This window comes from Vibrio breoganii (assembly GCF_024346795.1).
Lineage (GTDB): Bacteria > Pseudomonadota > Gammaproteobacteria > Enterobacterales > Vibrionaceae > Vibrio > Vibrio breoganii.
Map to the genome: position 1 here is coordinate 1877138 of NZ_AP024864.1, position 14459 is coordinate 1891596.

The 14459-nt window shown below is 43.2% G+C and carries 12 protein-coding genes; 5 read left to right on the plus strand and 7 right to left on the minus strand.

Annotated elements, in window-relative coordinates:
* The first annotated feature begins 91 nt into the window (after positions 1 to 91).
* Positions 92 to 1093, plus strand: a complete 1002-nt coding sequence (locus OCU35_RS08755; RefSeq protein WP_261825195.1) for a substrate-binding domain-containing protein — start codon at positions 92 to 94, stop codon at positions 1091 to 1093.
* 73 nt (positions 1094 to 1166) lie between these two features.
* Here OCU35_RS08755 and OCU35_RS08760 read toward each other — a convergent pair whose 3' ends face one another.
* The 4 genes from OCU35_RS08760 to OCU35_RS08775 form a co-directional block, all read right to left on the minus strand.
* Positions 1167 to 1994, minus strand: coding sequence for a family 16 glycosylhydrolase (locus OCU35_RS08760; protein ID WP_261825196.1), 828 nt, complete (start codon positions 1992 to 1994; stop codon positions 1167 to 1169).
* A 314-nt stretch (positions 1995 to 2308) separates the two neighbouring features.
* Positions 2309 to 3334 carry a LacI family DNA-binding transcriptional regulator gene (locus OCU35_RS08765; protein ID WP_261825197.1) on the minus strand — a complete coding sequence of 342 codons (1026 nt, stop codon included), beginning with the start codon at positions 3332 to 3334 and terminating at the stop codon, positions 2309 to 2311.
* A 133-nt stretch (positions 3335 to 3467) separates the two neighbouring features.
* Complete coding sequence (locus OCU35_RS08770) at positions 3468 to 3947, minus strand: hypothetical protein (protein WP_065209666.1); 480 nt, start codon at positions 3945 to 3947, stop codon at positions 3468 to 3470.
* A 280-nt stretch (positions 3948 to 4227) separates the two neighbouring features.
* The gene (locus tag OCU35_RS08775) at positions 4228 to 5289 is read right to left on the minus strand and encodes a DUF1254 domain-containing protein (RefSeq protein ID WP_261825198.1); all 1062 of its coding nucleotides are present in this window, start codon (positions 5287 to 5289) and stop codon (positions 4228 to 4230) included.
* 308 nt (positions 5290 to 5597) lie between these two features.
* Here OCU35_RS08775 and OCU35_RS08780 point away from each other — a divergent pair, with 308 nt between their 5' ends.
* The gene (locus OCU35_RS08780) at positions 5598 to 6494 is read left to right on the plus strand and encodes a LysR family transcriptional regulator (RefSeq protein WP_261825199.1); all 897 of its coding nucleotides are present in this window, start codon (positions 5598 to 5600) and stop codon (positions 6492 to 6494) included.
* Between the two features lie 292 nt (positions 6495 to 6786).
* Positions 6787 to 7125 (plus strand): cytosolic protein, encoded by a 339-nt coding sequence (locus OCU35_RS08785; protein WP_261825200.1) that lies wholly within the window; start codon positions 6787 to 6789, stop codon positions 7123 to 7125.
* 285 nt (positions 7126 to 7410) lie between these two features.
* On the opposite strand, the gene OCU35_RS08790 is transcribed toward OCU35_RS08785, so the two are convergent.
* Positions 7411 to 8244 carry a universal stress protein gene (locus tag OCU35_RS08790; RefSeq protein WP_261825201.1) on the minus strand — a complete coding sequence of 278 codons (834 nt, stop codon included), beginning with the start codon at positions 8242 to 8244 and terminating at the stop codon, positions 7411 to 7413.
* A 10-nt stretch (positions 8245 to 8254) separates the two neighbouring features.
* The gene (locus tag OCU35_RS08795; protein WP_017030986.1) at positions 8255 to 9742 is read right to left on the minus strand and encodes a SulP family inorganic anion transporter; all 1488 of its coding nucleotides are present in this window, start codon (positions 9740 to 9742) and stop codon (positions 8255 to 8257) included.
* A gap of 650 nt (positions 9743 to 10392) precedes the next feature.
* Here OCU35_RS08795 and OCU35_RS08800 point away from each other — a divergent pair.
* Positions 10393 to 11655, plus strand: a complete 1263-nt coding sequence (locus OCU35_RS08800) for a metal-dependent hydrolase family protein (RefSeq protein WP_261825202.1) — start codon at positions 10393 to 10395, stop codon at positions 11653 to 11655.
* A 370-nt stretch (positions 11656 to 12025) separates the two neighbouring features.
* Positions 12026 to 13024, plus strand: a complete 999-nt coding sequence (locus OCU35_RS08805; RefSeq protein WP_261825203.1) for a TerC/Alx family metal homeostasis membrane protein — start codon at positions 12026 to 12028, stop codon at positions 13022 to 13024.
* A gap of 40 nt (positions 13025 to 13064) precedes the next feature.
* Here OCU35_RS08805 and OCU35_RS08810 read toward each other — a convergent pair whose 3' ends face one another.
* A complete protein-coding gene (locus OCU35_RS08810; RefSeq protein ID WP_237334495.1) occupies positions 13065 to 14273 on the minus strand; it encodes a multidrug effflux MFS transporter in 1209 nt (402 codons plus the stop codon).
* Positions 14274 to 14459: the final 186 nt, after the last annotated feature.

Genomic DNA, 14459 nt, shown 5'->3' on the forward strand with positions numbered 1-14459 from the left:
CAAAAAGTAGCAAAATCAAAACCTTTTTATCCCACAATAAGATACATTATTGCGTCACCCTTCAATAATGCTCAATAGCTAATCTACCTGTATGAAAAAGCCTACCGTCTATGATGTCGCTCGCCTTGCTGGCGTTTCTGTAAGCACAGTTTCTCGATTTAACAATCAAACGGGATACATAGCCAAAGAGAAGGTCCAAGCGATAGAGCAAGCAATATCGGCGCTGAGCTTTAGCGCCAAGACCACAAAACATCATGGCAACAAGGCTCGCAGTATGAAGATTGGCATAGTAGTACCAACGTTCGATAACTCCTACTTTGCTAGCATCTTAAACGGCATCAATCACTGCGCCCAAAGCAGTGCCTATAGCATGCGAGTTGAAAGCTCACGCTTTAGTATGGTGCGAGAGCAGAAGATCATAAAACAGATGCTGGACTTAGGCGTGGACGCCCTTGTACTGGTGGTCAGTTTACTGAGCGAAGATGAAATCAAACGATTGGTAGGAACGCTTCCGATACTCATAGTTGCAGGCTCAGATAAGGGATCTCTGCCGATACTCAAGATCGACAATGTGATTGCAGGAAGAATAGCCACCAACCATTTAATACAGCTAGGACACACTAAGATTGTTCATGCTCATGGCCGCTTAAACGAAGGGCCGGACGCCAAAGATCGACTAGAAGGCTACAAGCAAAGCTTAATAGAGGCAGGATTAGAGGTCGATTCGAGGCTCATTGTCGATGGTGGTTACTATTCCGAAACCGCTTACAATGCCGTTCTTCAGCTCATCAAAGATGATATTGCGTTCAGCGCTGTTTTTGCGGCCAATGACTTAAGCGCTTATGGTGTGATTCAAGCCCTAAGAGAGCAGGATATTACCGTCCCACAGCAAGTCTCCGTTATCGGTTTTGACGACCTCTATACCTCAGAAATATTCACTCCAGCCCTAACCACTGTGCGCCAGCCATTGTATGAAATCGGCAAGATAGCGCTAAGCCATATTTGCGACATTATGAGCCACAATGCTGATAAGCCTTTAGTCCCACCCGCCGAACTCATCGTTAGAGACAGTACTTTCAAAGTGATGAATTGAAGACAAAAAAACCGCTAAGCCAACGGGGCAAAGCGGTGTTCAAAATAACCTAAAAAACGGTTGTGATTAGACGTTATTTGATGCCCTTGCTACCTGCCGTTAAGCCAAGAATTAGCATGTCATCTTTGATGATCACGTTCTCTGGTGCGAAGGTCACTAGATTGGAATCAAAGCCCCAATCGCCCTTCCCCCAGCGCTCGCTGTCAAAAGAGGTAAAGTCATCACGCCAATCTAGCTCAAACTCGCCATTTTCATAGCTATGGTATTCAATCCAGTCAACGTATTGGTAAAGAGGCAAATCTTCTTTATTAAACTTGCCAACCCATTCAGCCGCCTCTGAAATCCATAGGTTCATACGATAGCTTTGTGGAGAAGAGCGCATATCAATGACTTGCTGAGAATCTTCAGCGCGCTCAGTGTAGACCTCTTTACCATCGACCAACCAACTGATTTTATCTGGCGTCCAGATCACGGTAAATTCATGAAACTCATCCATGTTCGCAAGCTCATGAATATTTTCAGAGTGGATTCTATTCCCTGAGTCACCGGTAATTAGATTGGTTTGGAATTGATTTGGGTTTTTACCAATCACTTCAATATCAATCTCACGCCAAGGTATTCCGCCCTGCCAAGACTCATTGTCATAAGTAAAGAACGATGAAACAACACCAGGGTTCGATACCATCTTCATTCGAACAACAAACTTACCAAATTTCACCTTATCCTTACTGTAAACCTCTGCGCCATACAAAGGCACATCCGTCGTATTTAGCTTGCCAGATGCCGCCATAGTATCTTGATTGGCATTCTGGTTTTCTGCGGGAGCACTACTGCCTGATGTACATCCCATAAGAATAGAGCTCATAAGCAAAGCGCTACCCAGTTTCGCAATTCGATTCATTGTTTCTTCCCTTAAGACCGTTGAGACTATCTAGAAACTGCTTCAAACAGAGCGTTATTTTCAATAGGTTTTCAGCTCAATTCACATTGCAGTTTTTTAACAGCAAGTGTTCTAATTAACTGAAATCATTATATTTATCTGCAAGAAGAATTGTTCGGAATGCTATCAATAGTGAGAGATGAAACAGACAGTAACTTTCATAGGTTTTATTATTAATAAACAATTAGTTATAAGAAAAAATAGACTTTTGTTTCATGAGATGATGCTGGTTTGGGGCTAGGATCGACATACGGTAACTCAAAGGATTAGGCGAGCTAACCACAAGATGGTTTCTCACCTTCATTAGCTAGCCTAGCGGTACTGCCTCTAACGATAAGTTCGAGTTCTAAAGCAGGCAAACTTGCCGTTTTGCCAGCGATCATGAGCATCATCTGCTGTATCGCCACCTCGCCCATTTCCGACAAAGGCTGCTTTATGGTTGTCAGCTTGGGTAAAAACACGGACGCAGCAGGAGAATCATCAAAACCTATTACAGACACCTGATCTGGCACCTTGATGCCATTTTGCGATAAGGTCTTGATTGCCCCAAGAGCACTCAGGTCGTTGCCCGCAAATATCGCAGTAAACTCGATGCCTTGATCAATCAATGATTGTGTTGCTCGCGAGGCACAGGTTGCTCGGTAACCACCTTCTAAACTCAGCTTTTCATCATAGGGGATTCCTGCGCTTGCAAGGCTCTCGCGATAACCTTGGCTGCGTTGCAACGAATCCTTATTACCAAGCTCGCTACTGTAAAGATTCACAATATTTCTATGGCCAAGCTCAATAAGATAGTCGGTCGCCAAGCGTCCACCAGCCAAGTTATCAATGCTTATATGTGGGTAAATACCTTCGCTCACGCCTGCCACCACTAACACGGGCATCTCACCGACAATGGCTTTTATTTCGGCTTCCGACAAGCTATTAACCAGAACAATAAGCCCCTCAATCCCTTGCTTCAGCATCCGCTGAATCACTTTGACTTCTCTATCCTTGTCCCAGTTGCTCGTTTCAATAACAAGGTGATAGGTACTGTTTTGAATGGCGGGATCCATACCCTCTAAAGTGCTGCTAATAAAAGAGCTATCAAATGTCGGAATCATCAAGCCAATCAGTTTTTCTTTAGACCTAACCTCTTTCTGCTTCGCGTTTAACGGAATACAGCCCAGTTCTGATATGGCCTGTTCAATGGCAATAATCGTCTGCTTGGCAATTGGGGCGGTTCGATTGAGATAGCGTGATACCGTGCTTATAGAAACATTGGCAGCATCTGCGACATCTTTTGCGGTGGGCGTTTTCATTCAAGCTGTCAGGCGTAAGGAGGGTAGCAAAATTATACCGATTATTTACTGCGGTGCAGTTAACGAGCTCTAAAAATGATGGCACGGTAGATAATAAAAGAGCCACCTCTTGCGAGATGGCTCTGTAAGTCTTTTAAGCTGCCGCTTTTTCTGCTGATTGTTTCTCTGTATCGTCTAGGGCAAAGTAGATCTTCGATACAATCATTTCAGCAATCAAGATAGCAAACACCACACCAAAGAAGGCGACAACGCCGTTCCAAGGACCAGTAAATTGTACTTTTTCACCAAACAACAAGTTAATTGCTTCTAACATAATGAACTTTGAGCCCACCAAGATGATGTAAGTCGAAATCGCTCGGTACACCTTAGGGGCTTTACCTGGCTTAGATTTAAAGTGATTAGCAATCTTATGCTCAAGCCCGATAGAAAGCTTAAGCAGCAACTGAAGTAGCAGTGCAGCAATCAGTGAGATTGTGAAAGACTCGATACTGACAAATCCCCAGTACTCATCAAACAGGTTGAGTACCACTAGATCGACCAATACCGCTAGCGTGTAACCCACAAATAGGCGTTGCTGAGTGTTGAAACCATAACTCTTTTCTACGTTAGACATACATAACTCTCTCAATTTGGCTAGGTGACCTCGATTTGATGTACATCTTATCCAGAGTTGGATTTCAATAACTGCCATTTAATGACACATTATTAATTTCTATCATCGAACCAAAGAAGCATAAGAGAGGGCTATTTCTAGTTTTTGAAGAGAGTGTTCGGGTGGGCATGTAACACGTCTCTGTCGACGGAAATAATTTAATATAGAAGTGTTCAAAATCAAAAAATTAGCAAAAAAATTGAAATAGCCCTTCTAAAGAAGGGCTATTAGGTACTTATAGTTACTTAACCGGTTTAACTAACGGTATGACACGGAAGCCTTCGAGTACTGTTTTACTCGGCATATAGTGGCGGAACGCCAAAGTAAACGTATCGGTGTCGTTGCCTTCTGTGGTGGTGATGTTATTGGGAACATCATCACCACAACCAAAGCTCAGAGTCAAAGTACCATCGTCATTGTACTCAGCTGTTGATGTATTGACGTGTGCAACATCGTTAAACATATAGCCTTTCTGGTTATATACAGTCACTGACAAAAACGCATGGTTCTTAGGGTCTTCAAATGTTGCTTGGTGACATACGTTCGCAGGATACTGTCCTGATACCTCGTAGATATTATCGACTTCTTGTGCGCCACCCCAACCGATAGCCGTACCCACATAGTACTTCTCCTCGGTGAATGACTCAGAAGAATCATCATTAGGGCTGGTAAACATTCCCGTTAGAGCTTGAGCACCATCTCTCTTTAGAATTCCTGCCATTTGTTTCTTTAGGTCAATTTCAACAGCTTCAAAAGACTCTTGCGATAACCCGCCCTCAAAGGTAAACACTTCATCAGATTTTGCATCAATGAGCATTTTATCTTGAATAGCGTGAGCCTCATTAACCGGGATGGTTGAGTCAAGGCGCACAACCAAGTATACGTGCTCGCCAGTATGCGTATCGAGATCAAACGTACCTGCGCCGTATTCCATTTGTTGGATACGGTGATCTTCAGTGATTACCTGAATCGATACATATTTACCTTCAGGCACTTCGGGGATAGTCACCGTTGCCCCTTCAGACACATTGATAGTCGCAAATGAATAATAGGTATCACGGTTCATTCGAACGATATCTTGCTTATCGGTTGGGGATAACTCTCGCTTATGAAAGAAGTTGTTCACACCTACTTCATCTTGCTTAATCAGGAGGTTACGAGCTGTCTCAACCATTGGGTATTCAGCAACGGTTATTTCACGACCGCCGTCAGTGAATAATTCATCTAAAGTATCAGCTTCTTGAGCATAAGCTGAAACAGAAAAGGTTGATGCGATTGATAGTGCTATTAGTAATTTTTTCATTTACAACTGTCTCGTATAGTTGATGCGGCTCAATCTGCTCATCCAAAAGAAGAGCCATCGAAAACGGCAATAGGTTTAAGTAATTAACTTCATCTCTAATAAAGACCACATTTCACATTAAGCTAAGGTTACCCCTATGTTGCTCAATCATCCTTTCCTGTTAGTCACTGGTCTCATTTAAGGTACCCCTTCACAATACGGTACTTTTAAATATCAATATAATGGTTTATTTTTATAATATATTATCGATAAATTAAATAATGTTAACCATGGATAATTTAACCGCAAGAAGCCTTTCAAGGATTGATTTGAATCTTTTAGTTACTCTGGATGTACTTATGAGGGAGCTGAATGTAACAAGGGCTGCCAACGAGATGTGTGTTTCGCAATCGACGATGAGCTACAGTTTGCAAAGGCTTAGAGATACGTTTGATGATCCTCTGTTTACTCGAACTGCAAAGGGGCTTGTGCCAACAAAGCGAGCCCTTGAACTCAATGAAGAGTTACCAGAACTACTGAGCCAATTAAAATCACTTGTTATACCCAAGCCTTTCGAACCCTCTACCTGTCAAGAAAGCTTTTCTGTAGCACTCCCTACGTTCTTGTCTAGTATTGTCATTCCAAAGCTAGTGAGAAAACTCAAGCAAGTAGCGCCGAACGTCAATTTGATCGAAATACCTATCAAATCAAATCAATTGGCTTTACTAGACCAAGGAACACTAGATTTTTCGGTTCACTATGAAGACTCCGGTAGTAAATCTCATCTAGTTGAGCTGGTTGGACGCTTATCTGCAAGCTTGTATGTCAGAAATGGCCACCCTCTTCTGCTCGATGCATCACCTAGTCTGCAAGAGGTTTTGCAATTCCCAGTAATTGGCATGTATGTTGAGAAAGACTTTTACAACACGTTTGATGCACCATTGGAACAATTACTGGCACAGCAAGGCATTGCAAAACTAGGCACGGTTAGAAGTACTCAAACACAAACTTTAATAGACATAATGCTAGAGAGTGATTCCGTTCTGTTTGGAGCGAGTGTATTAACAAAATACAAAGGGTATGAAGACTCATTTCAAATGATCATGCCGCTCAGTGAGTGGTCAGTTCCAATGAACCTTATCCAGCACAAGCGAAATGCTAACAGTGAAGCTCAAACTTGGTTTAAACAATTGTTAAGTGAAGAGCTTTCCAAGGTTCTTCGCTGAACCTATTTGCAAAAAAGCTAGTGGTATCTGCTCACTAGCTTTTTTTGGTAGAACTCGTGGAGAATGAGCTTATGTTAAATTTACTCCCCCTTTAGTTTTGCTAAAGAAAAATCAGGTGACTTTGGTCAATACAAAACACTCTCCTTGTTCATTCTAAGGAAAAAGCGTCTATCAAGTTAGCTTAGTGAAAGTCCGGAAATGGCACTAAATTACCGCCTTTAACAACTAAATTTCTACTACGTTCTCTCCTGATAGTGATAAAATCTTCGCATCAGAATTATCGAGAAACTCTATGTTTATCCATCGTGTTAACGACATCGACTGGCTGGTGATAACAGCTTTTGAAGAATTGAAAACCATGTTTATCGAAGACGCTGGTGCGATCCCCTCTTGCTTCTCTACCGCCAGCGAATTGAGCCTGATTGATCAAGCCAAGCGCACTTATGGATATTTGCCATCACTCAACGGCGTAGTCACCGATACCGGCACTTTTCAAAGCCAAAATAACGAAGAAGATTTGAACCCACAGCTTGCCTGCCTGGTTGAGGGGCGCGGTCGCATGTTTATTTATCACGGCGGCTTTGTGGCTTTTGTGGATGACGAGCAAACCTTTATTACCCGTATTGACTAAAAATTATTTGGTAAGTTGAAATCGGCGAATTAAATGGCGTCGGATCCTAACTTTAATAAGAAAAGTAATGCTGTGTTTAACTGGCGAGCTGCATCTCTAGCAAAGAATGGGACAAGGGCGAGCTTTCATCGTTGCAGCACGCTTCTAGATGCGAACGTGCCAGTGAAATTGAAAATTAGCAATTAATGAATCGCTTCAGCTAGAGAGAAGTCTTTTTATTTTGTGTCCAGATTGATTGTAGGCATCAACCTGGACTTCACCGACAAATTGAAACTCAACGAGAGCCTATCGAATCAACAGTAATGGGACGTGACTGTTAGATAAAACTTTGGAGGTATTACTCCCTACAAAAAACTGTCTCAGTTGAGAGTGCCCATAAGCGCCCATCACCATCATACCGATCCCATGCTGTTGCTGATAATCGATAAGTGTTTTCTCGACCGCACCAGTGAGTGCCGCTGCTGTTACTTTTATACCCGACTCTTCGAGTTGGATTGTTGCTTTCTCGAGCGCTTCGTTTTTATTCCCACCATCATTGATCATCACTAAGTGGCAATCTATTCCTTTTAGCAAAGGGGTTTGAATTACCTTTTCGATCAATTTTTCACTAAAAGAACTGCCATCAAACGCAATGATGTATGAGTCTGGAAGTTGAAAACCTTCACATACGACGAGTATATGCGCCTTAATAGAACGAATTACGGTTTCGAGCTGTGAGCCAACTGAGTGTGAATCTCCCGACCTTCCAATAACTAATACACGCAACTCATCCTCCAGATCCACGAGACCTTCCAATAAACTGCCATGGCGTTGTAATTTGCTCACGTTTTTTACGCCTTGGTTTACAATCCAATTTTGAGCTTCAGTAAGTAATGCATTAGCGTGTTGTAACATGATTTTGCTGCGAGCTTGATCGAGCTCAGTGAGTTCTGCAAGCAACTCTTCTTGGCTCCCTAAACCGATTTGGCCAGAGAACTCACTAACTACGGGTAAAGTGGAGTGATCCAGAGCGTGGAATAAAACTAACGGGGCATCCACTTTATTTGCAACCCAAGCACTAGCTTCACAGGTTGAAGTTGTTAGGTTAGAGCCATCTATACAAGCGATTATTTTTTTCATGCATTCTTCCTTAATGTCCGGCCAATAATTTTTCAACTTCTTCGGGCTTATCATGTACACCAAATTTGTCGACAATGGTACGTGTGGCTTGGTTCATTCCAATCAAGTCAACATGTGTACCTTCACGGCGAAATTTAACGACAACTTTGTCTAGCGCTGAAACTGATGTGACGTCCCAGAAGTGTGCTGCTGATAAATCTATCGTTACTGATTCAATGACTTCTTTAAAATCGAACGACTCAATAAATTTGTCTGAAGATACGAAAAAGATCTGTCCGATGACGGTATACCTTCGAGAGCTACACTCCACGCTGTCATTTTTGATTACCATCATTCGACTTATCTTGTTGGCAAAGAACAACGAGGCAAGCAGAACGCCGACAAGCACACCAATCGCTAAGTTGTGGGTCGCCACAACAATAATTACGGTAGAAAGCATGACGATATTAGTTGATAACGGGTGTTTTTTTAGGTCCATAATAGAACGCCAAGAGAAGGTTCCGATAGCCACCATAATCATCACAGCGACTAATGCTGCCATTGGGATTTGCTTCAACCAGGGACCAAGAAAAACGACCATAATTAGCAAGAACACACCAGCCGATAGCGTCGATAGTCGGCCTCGACCACCTGATTTGATATTGATCATCGATTGCCCAATCATGGCACATCCTGCCATACCACCAAACAGACCAGTAAAGATGTTGGCAATGCCTTGGCCTTTACATTCTCGATTTTTATCACTGCTTGTGTCGGTAAGGTCGTCAACGATCGTCGCCGTCATCATCGATTCCAATAAACCGACGACAGAAAGTCCAACTGCATACGGGAAAATGATAGACAGGGTTTCTAAGTTGAAAGGCACATCAGGCCAAAGGAAGATTGGCAAAGTATCGGGTAAGTTACCCATATCACCAACAGTGCGGATATCAATGTCAAATCCGATAGCGATTATCGTCAGGACGATGATGCACACTAAAGGCGAAGGGATTAATCTGCCAACGACCGGAAGGTAAGGGAAGAGATAAATGATGCCTAGTCCGCCAACGGTCATCGCATACACATGCCAAGTTACGTTGGTGAGTTCAGGTAGCTGAGCAAGAAAAATCAAGATAGCGAGAGCGTTTACAAAACCAGTTACGACGGAACGTGAGACAAATCTCATGAGACTACCGAGCCTCAAATATCCTGCCAATACCTGCAGAACACCAGTAAGCACTGTTACGGCCAGTAAATATTCCAACCCATGTTCTTTTACTAAGGTAACCATTAATAATGCCATGGCACCAGTGGCCGCCGAAACCATCCCCGAACGGCCTCCGGTAATTGCGATAACAACAGAAATACTGAAAGAGGCATAGAGCCCAACTTTAGGGTCGACACCAGCGATGATAGAAAAGGCAATGGCTTCAGGAATTAACGCAAGCGCAACAACGAGACCAGCAAGTAGGTCTCCACGGATGTTAGACATCCAATCAATTTTTATATTTTGGTACATTGAATTCTCAATTTGGGCACGGCAAAACGCACCAGAAATAGATCTGGGGTGTAGATAGATGCTTCTTTGATAAAATTTTGGCGTGAAAAAGCAGCCTAATAAAGACGGATAATTAACAAGCGCAAAGAATAAGCAGATACTAAAGGCTAGTATTTTACTTCGGTTAGCAGCGAGAGCTATAGGAGGGGTGGAGCGTTTAAGGCGGCGTAATTAACACAGGTATTAACATCCTTTTGTTGTATTTTAAAAATCGCAAGTATACTCGGATGTAGTTCTTAATCCATCGTTAACAGCATGAATACGGAGCATATGAATGCAAACTTAAATCTCAATTTTATCGGTTATTCAAATAAATACTTTAGTTTGAAAAAGGAGTAACAATCAGTTTGGCAGCACTCCCCTATTCAATTCCAGTCAGAAAAAAACATTACTCTTATTAAAACTACGCTTTCTTTCAGTCCACTTTAAAAACCTTAGAGACCCACCTTTAAGATAGGTGCTTCCCATTACCGGATTCATGGCATTCTCGTTTTCTTCTCTTTACTAGAAAATAAAAAGAACACTGTCACTAAATGGCAATTATTGATACGCCTGTGCCCCTAAGATGAATGCATCAACCGAATGATTGCAGCCTTAAAGAGGAACAGAATATGAAAAAGCTAATTACTAATGCGAATGTGTTTAACGGTACAGACAACGAGCTAATCGAAAACGTTTCTGTTCTGATTGAAGACAATCTAATCATCAAGATTGGCGATATCGACCCGAGCATCGCGGACGAAATCATCGACGCTAAAGGTGGTACGGTAATGCCAGGTCTCATTGATGCCCACGTACACATTACCCTTTCAGGTAGCTTTGATGTAATGGATTCAATAACTCGCGAAGAGATGGCCATTCGCTCAGCTAAGATCTCGCAAGAGATGCTGATGCGTGGATTCACCACTTGTCGTGATGTGGGTGGCAACACGCTTGGACTTAAGAACGCCATTGATAGTGGTTACGCAACGGGCCCAAGAATCCTGCCCTCTCAAGCGGCTATTTCACAAACCTGTGGTCACTCAGATTATCGTCAAAATCAGGCTCAAGAGCGCTTGGCGAATGGCCATGAAGACTCTCCATTGATGAAATCTGGCACATTTAAAGTGGCAGACGGTCGCACTGAGGTATTGCGAGCTGTGCGAGAGCAATTATTCAAAGGCGCATCGCAGATTAAGATTATGGCGGGCGGCGGTGCATCATCAACGTTTGATCCGCTAGATACTCTGCAATACACCCTAGACGAAATGAAGGCAGCAGTAGAGGCTGCATCAGATTACGGAACTTACGTTGCCGCTCATATTCATACTACTCCAGCAATGCTGCGCGCTGCCGAAGCGGGCGTCATGTGTTTTGAACACGCAACCATCATGAATGATGAGATAGCTAAAATCGTCAAAGACAAAGGTATCTGGGTGGTTCCGTCTTACTTTACCTCTTCGCTGATTGCAGAGCGCAAGATCCCTCTTCCAAACGAGGAAACTTACAAGAAGACTGAGCGCGTTGGTAAGGCGATGTTTAAATCTGCTGACCTAATTAAGAAGCATGGCATTGAGAACCTTGCCTATGGTACAGATTGCGTGGGTACTGCTAATGTTCATGAAACACAGATGCAAGAACTAGGTGCTATCGAACAAACCTTCGACACCATCACTGCGCTTCGCATGGCAACATCTAACTGTGGTCGCCTGTTTGAGATGTCGACTTACCAACACCCATATCAAGAAGGTAAGCTTGGTCAAATTGTGGAAGGTGCTTACGCTGATCTATTAATCATCGATGGTAACCCTCTTGAAGGCGTTGATTGTGTGATGAGTGATGATGCGAAGAAAGTCATCATGAAAGACGGTGAAGTATACAAAAACACCCTTTAAAACGCATACAGAACAGAAGAGGTTTCAACTAAGGTTGAAGCCTCTTTTTTTTAAGTATCACAGATAAAACTTACTCGCTTGGGCTGCATCACTAAACAAAGCTTTTGTACATTAACCACAAATAGTTTTTGTTGGCTATTGGCCCAAATAAGCCTATCATGGCCCTGTTTTGGGGAGTAGTTAGCGCAAGTTTACTTATCGTCATCCCGTTAAGCGCATGTTTAACCGGTAAGTAAAGGTGATTGAATGTTTTTCAGTCACTCCAACGAGACCAACGCATTCATTGATCAGCAGCATATTGTGTATGCCTGTTGGTTTTTATGTTTTGCGGAAGGTCACCTAAACACCGTCCTTCTGCCCAGGAGGAAGTATGTCCCCGATAGAAAATACCACCCAATTAAGTTCATCTGTACCAATGCAAGAATCGCTCATCATGTATGGCGTCTTTGGTCTATTGACCCTGGTACTTGTTGCGCTTGATATCTACCAAACTCGCGGTGGCACTGTACCTATGAAGAAAGCATTGGGCTGGAGCATATTCTGGTTCGTGTTGGCATTTGTATTTGCCACTTCTATCTACTTTTTCTGGGATTTCTACGCACCGCACAGCGTTTACTCGGCAAACAAAGCAACCGTCGCATTTTTGACTGGCTATCTGCTTGAGAAGTCTTTAAGCGTCGATAATCTGTTTGTATTTGCTATCATTTTTAGCCAATACAAGGTGCCAGAACCCTTGCGCCCTCGAGCTCTATTATGGGGTGTTATTGGTGCGTTGGTCCTGCGCGCGGTGATGATAGTTATTGGCGCTAAGCTGCTGGCAGAGTATCACTGGGTCTTGTATCTATTTGCAGCCTTCCTAATTTGGACCGGCATTCAATTAGCACGTGATAAGGGCGAAGAGGAAGAAGTAAACCCTTACCCTGAGCAGTTCATTCGCAAGTTCCTTCCAGTGTCAGATGACTATCAGGGCAACAGCTTGATATTCAAACAAGCTAGCAAATGGATTGCGACGCCAATGCTGATTGTGGTGGGTGTCATCGCGGTGATGGATGTCATGTTCGCTTTAGACTCAATCCCTGCAATCTTTGCAGTAACCCAACAGCCGTTCTTGGTACTGGCTGCAAACGTGTTTGCACTCCTTGGACTGCGTTCGCTGTACTTTGTATTGCAAGCGATGTTGGATAAGTTTGTCTACTTAAAGCCGGCGCTTTCTATCATCATGATCTTTATCGGTATAAAGATGGTATTGGTGGGCACTGAGTATGCCATTGCAACCACTTGGTCTTTAGGCTTCTTGGTGACCATTATGAGCAGCGCGGTAGTCGCATCTATGTATAAAAACCGCATTAGCGAATTATCAAATTCATAAACAACAAAGCCTGCGCTCGTTACTTATCAATCCATTCAGGCTAGCCGTTCGCTAGCCTTTTGTTTGGCTCGTCTTGCATAGATAACATCAATGGCACAGCAACAAAACAGACAAACAGTACCCCCGTTATCGGCAATACTCCTGAACCTGGATAGACAGCAATATCTGATGAAAGAGACAGAACAGCCCCACCAGCAGTCATTATTGACCCGCCCAAGCCCGATGCTGAGCCCACTAATGCTGGAGTAACATCAAGCATACGCACGGTCGCGTTAGGAATTATCAAGCCATTCCCGATACCTGCGAAAAACATCAGGCCAAAGAAAATACTAGGGCTGTCTATGCCACCATTGACAACAAACATGATGCCAAAAAGACCCAGCACAGCAATACCACTGCCCGTCTTTATGAGCACTTTTGAACAAAAGGTCTGGCTTAAACGGCTGGTCAGATAATTACCTAACAGATAACCCGCTGGAGTTAGCGCAAAATACAACCCAAAAGCGGATGGAGACAAGCTATAGTGCTGAGTCGCAATCAGTGGACCTGCGGATAAAAAGATAAAAAACGCGCCATTAGACAGCATGGTAATCAAGGAATTACTGATGAAGTATTTATCTTTCAAGAGCACTCTAAAGCCCCGATTGCGTGTCGTTGGCGTCCGATGTATTTTTGGCGCTGTCTCGCCCATATCAAAATACGCTAGCACACCCACAATCATCGCAAATGCGAGCAACAAAAGAAAAGCTGCATGCCAGTCAAAGAACTCACTTAAGAAACCGCCTAGGGTTGGCGAAATCATAGGAACTAAAGACATTCCCATCATGATGTAGCTCATTCTGCGTGTTGCTTGTGGACCAGAATCAACATCTCGCACCACTGTCCGTGCAATGATCGACACGGTAACAATTACTGCTTGAAGCATTCTAAAGAACAAGAACAGCCAGATATTTTCAGACAGTAGGCAACCTACTGTCGCAAGCGAAAATGCAGCGATAGAACCTAGCACCACTGGGCGACGCCCGTACCTATCCGATAAAGGACCAGCAAGAAGCTGAACCACAGCAGTCATTATGATGTAGCCAGAAATCGAGATCTGAATGACCGGGTAATCAACGTCGTAGTATTCCGCCATATGCGGTAATGAAGGCAAAAAGATACTGATTGCCATTGCCGCTAACCCAGTCAACAACACTAAAGTAAGCGTTGACGGTGCTGAACATCGCTGTGTTATTGATAATTGAGTCATATAGAGTAATTCACATGCATCTTTGAAAGTATCGGGATCATAGCCGACCTTTCAAATTTTGAATAATCGCTTATGTATGATTGCATCATTCAAAACACCTACCTAACCCTCTTTAAGGAGGGGCGTACTAGCGTAATCGTTGACTTAGTCATTAATTGAGTATTAATCGCTTCTCTAAATACAGCC

What these genes read in the sequence shown, in the direction of transcription:
- OCU35_RS08755 (WP_261825195.1), top strand. Translation starts at nt 92, where the DNA reads ATGAAAAAGCCTACCGTCTATGATGTCGCTCGCCTTGCTGGCGTTTCT.
- OCU35_RS08760 (WP_261825196.1), bottom strand. Translation starts at nt 1,994, where the DNA reads ATGAATCGAATTGCGAAACTGGGTAGCGCTTTGCTTATGAGCTCTATT.
- OCU35_RS08765 (WP_261825197.1), bottom strand. Translation starts at nt 3,334, where the DNA reads ATGAAAACGCCCACCGCAAAAGATGTCGCAGATGCTGCCAATGTTTCT.
- OCU35_RS08770 (WP_065209666.1), bottom strand. Translation starts at nt 3,947, where the DNA reads ATGTCTAACGTAGAAAAGAGTTATGGTTTCAACACTCAGCAACGCCTA.
- OCU35_RS08775 (WP_261825198.1), bottom strand. Translation starts at nt 5,289, where the DNA reads ATGAAAAAATTACTAATAGCACTATCAATCGCATCAACCTTTTCTGTT.
- OCU35_RS08785 (WP_261825200.1), top strand. Translation starts at nt 6,787, where the DNA reads ATGTTTATCCATCGTGTTAACGACATCGACTGGCTGGTGATAACAGCT.
- OCU35_RS08790 (WP_261825201.1), bottom strand. Translation starts at nt 8,244, where the DNA reads ATGAAAAAAATAATCGCTTGTATAGATGGCTCTAACCTAACAACTTCA.
- OCU35_RS08795 (WP_017030986.1), bottom strand. Translation starts at nt 9,742, where the DNA reads ATGTACCAAAATATAAAAATTGATTGGATGTCTAACATCCGTGGAGAC.
- OCU35_RS08800 (WP_261825202.1), top strand. Translation starts at nt 10,393, where the DNA reads ATGAAAAAGCTAATTACTAATGCGAATGTGTTTAACGGTACAGACAAC.
- OCU35_RS08805 (WP_261825203.1), top strand. Translation starts at nt 12,026, where the DNA reads ATGTCCCCGATAGAAAATACCACCCAATTAAGTTCATCTGTACCAATG.
- OCU35_RS08810 (WP_237334495.1), bottom strand. Translation starts at nt 14,273, where the DNA reads ATGACTCAATTATCAATAACACAGCGATGTTCAGCACCGTCAACGCTT.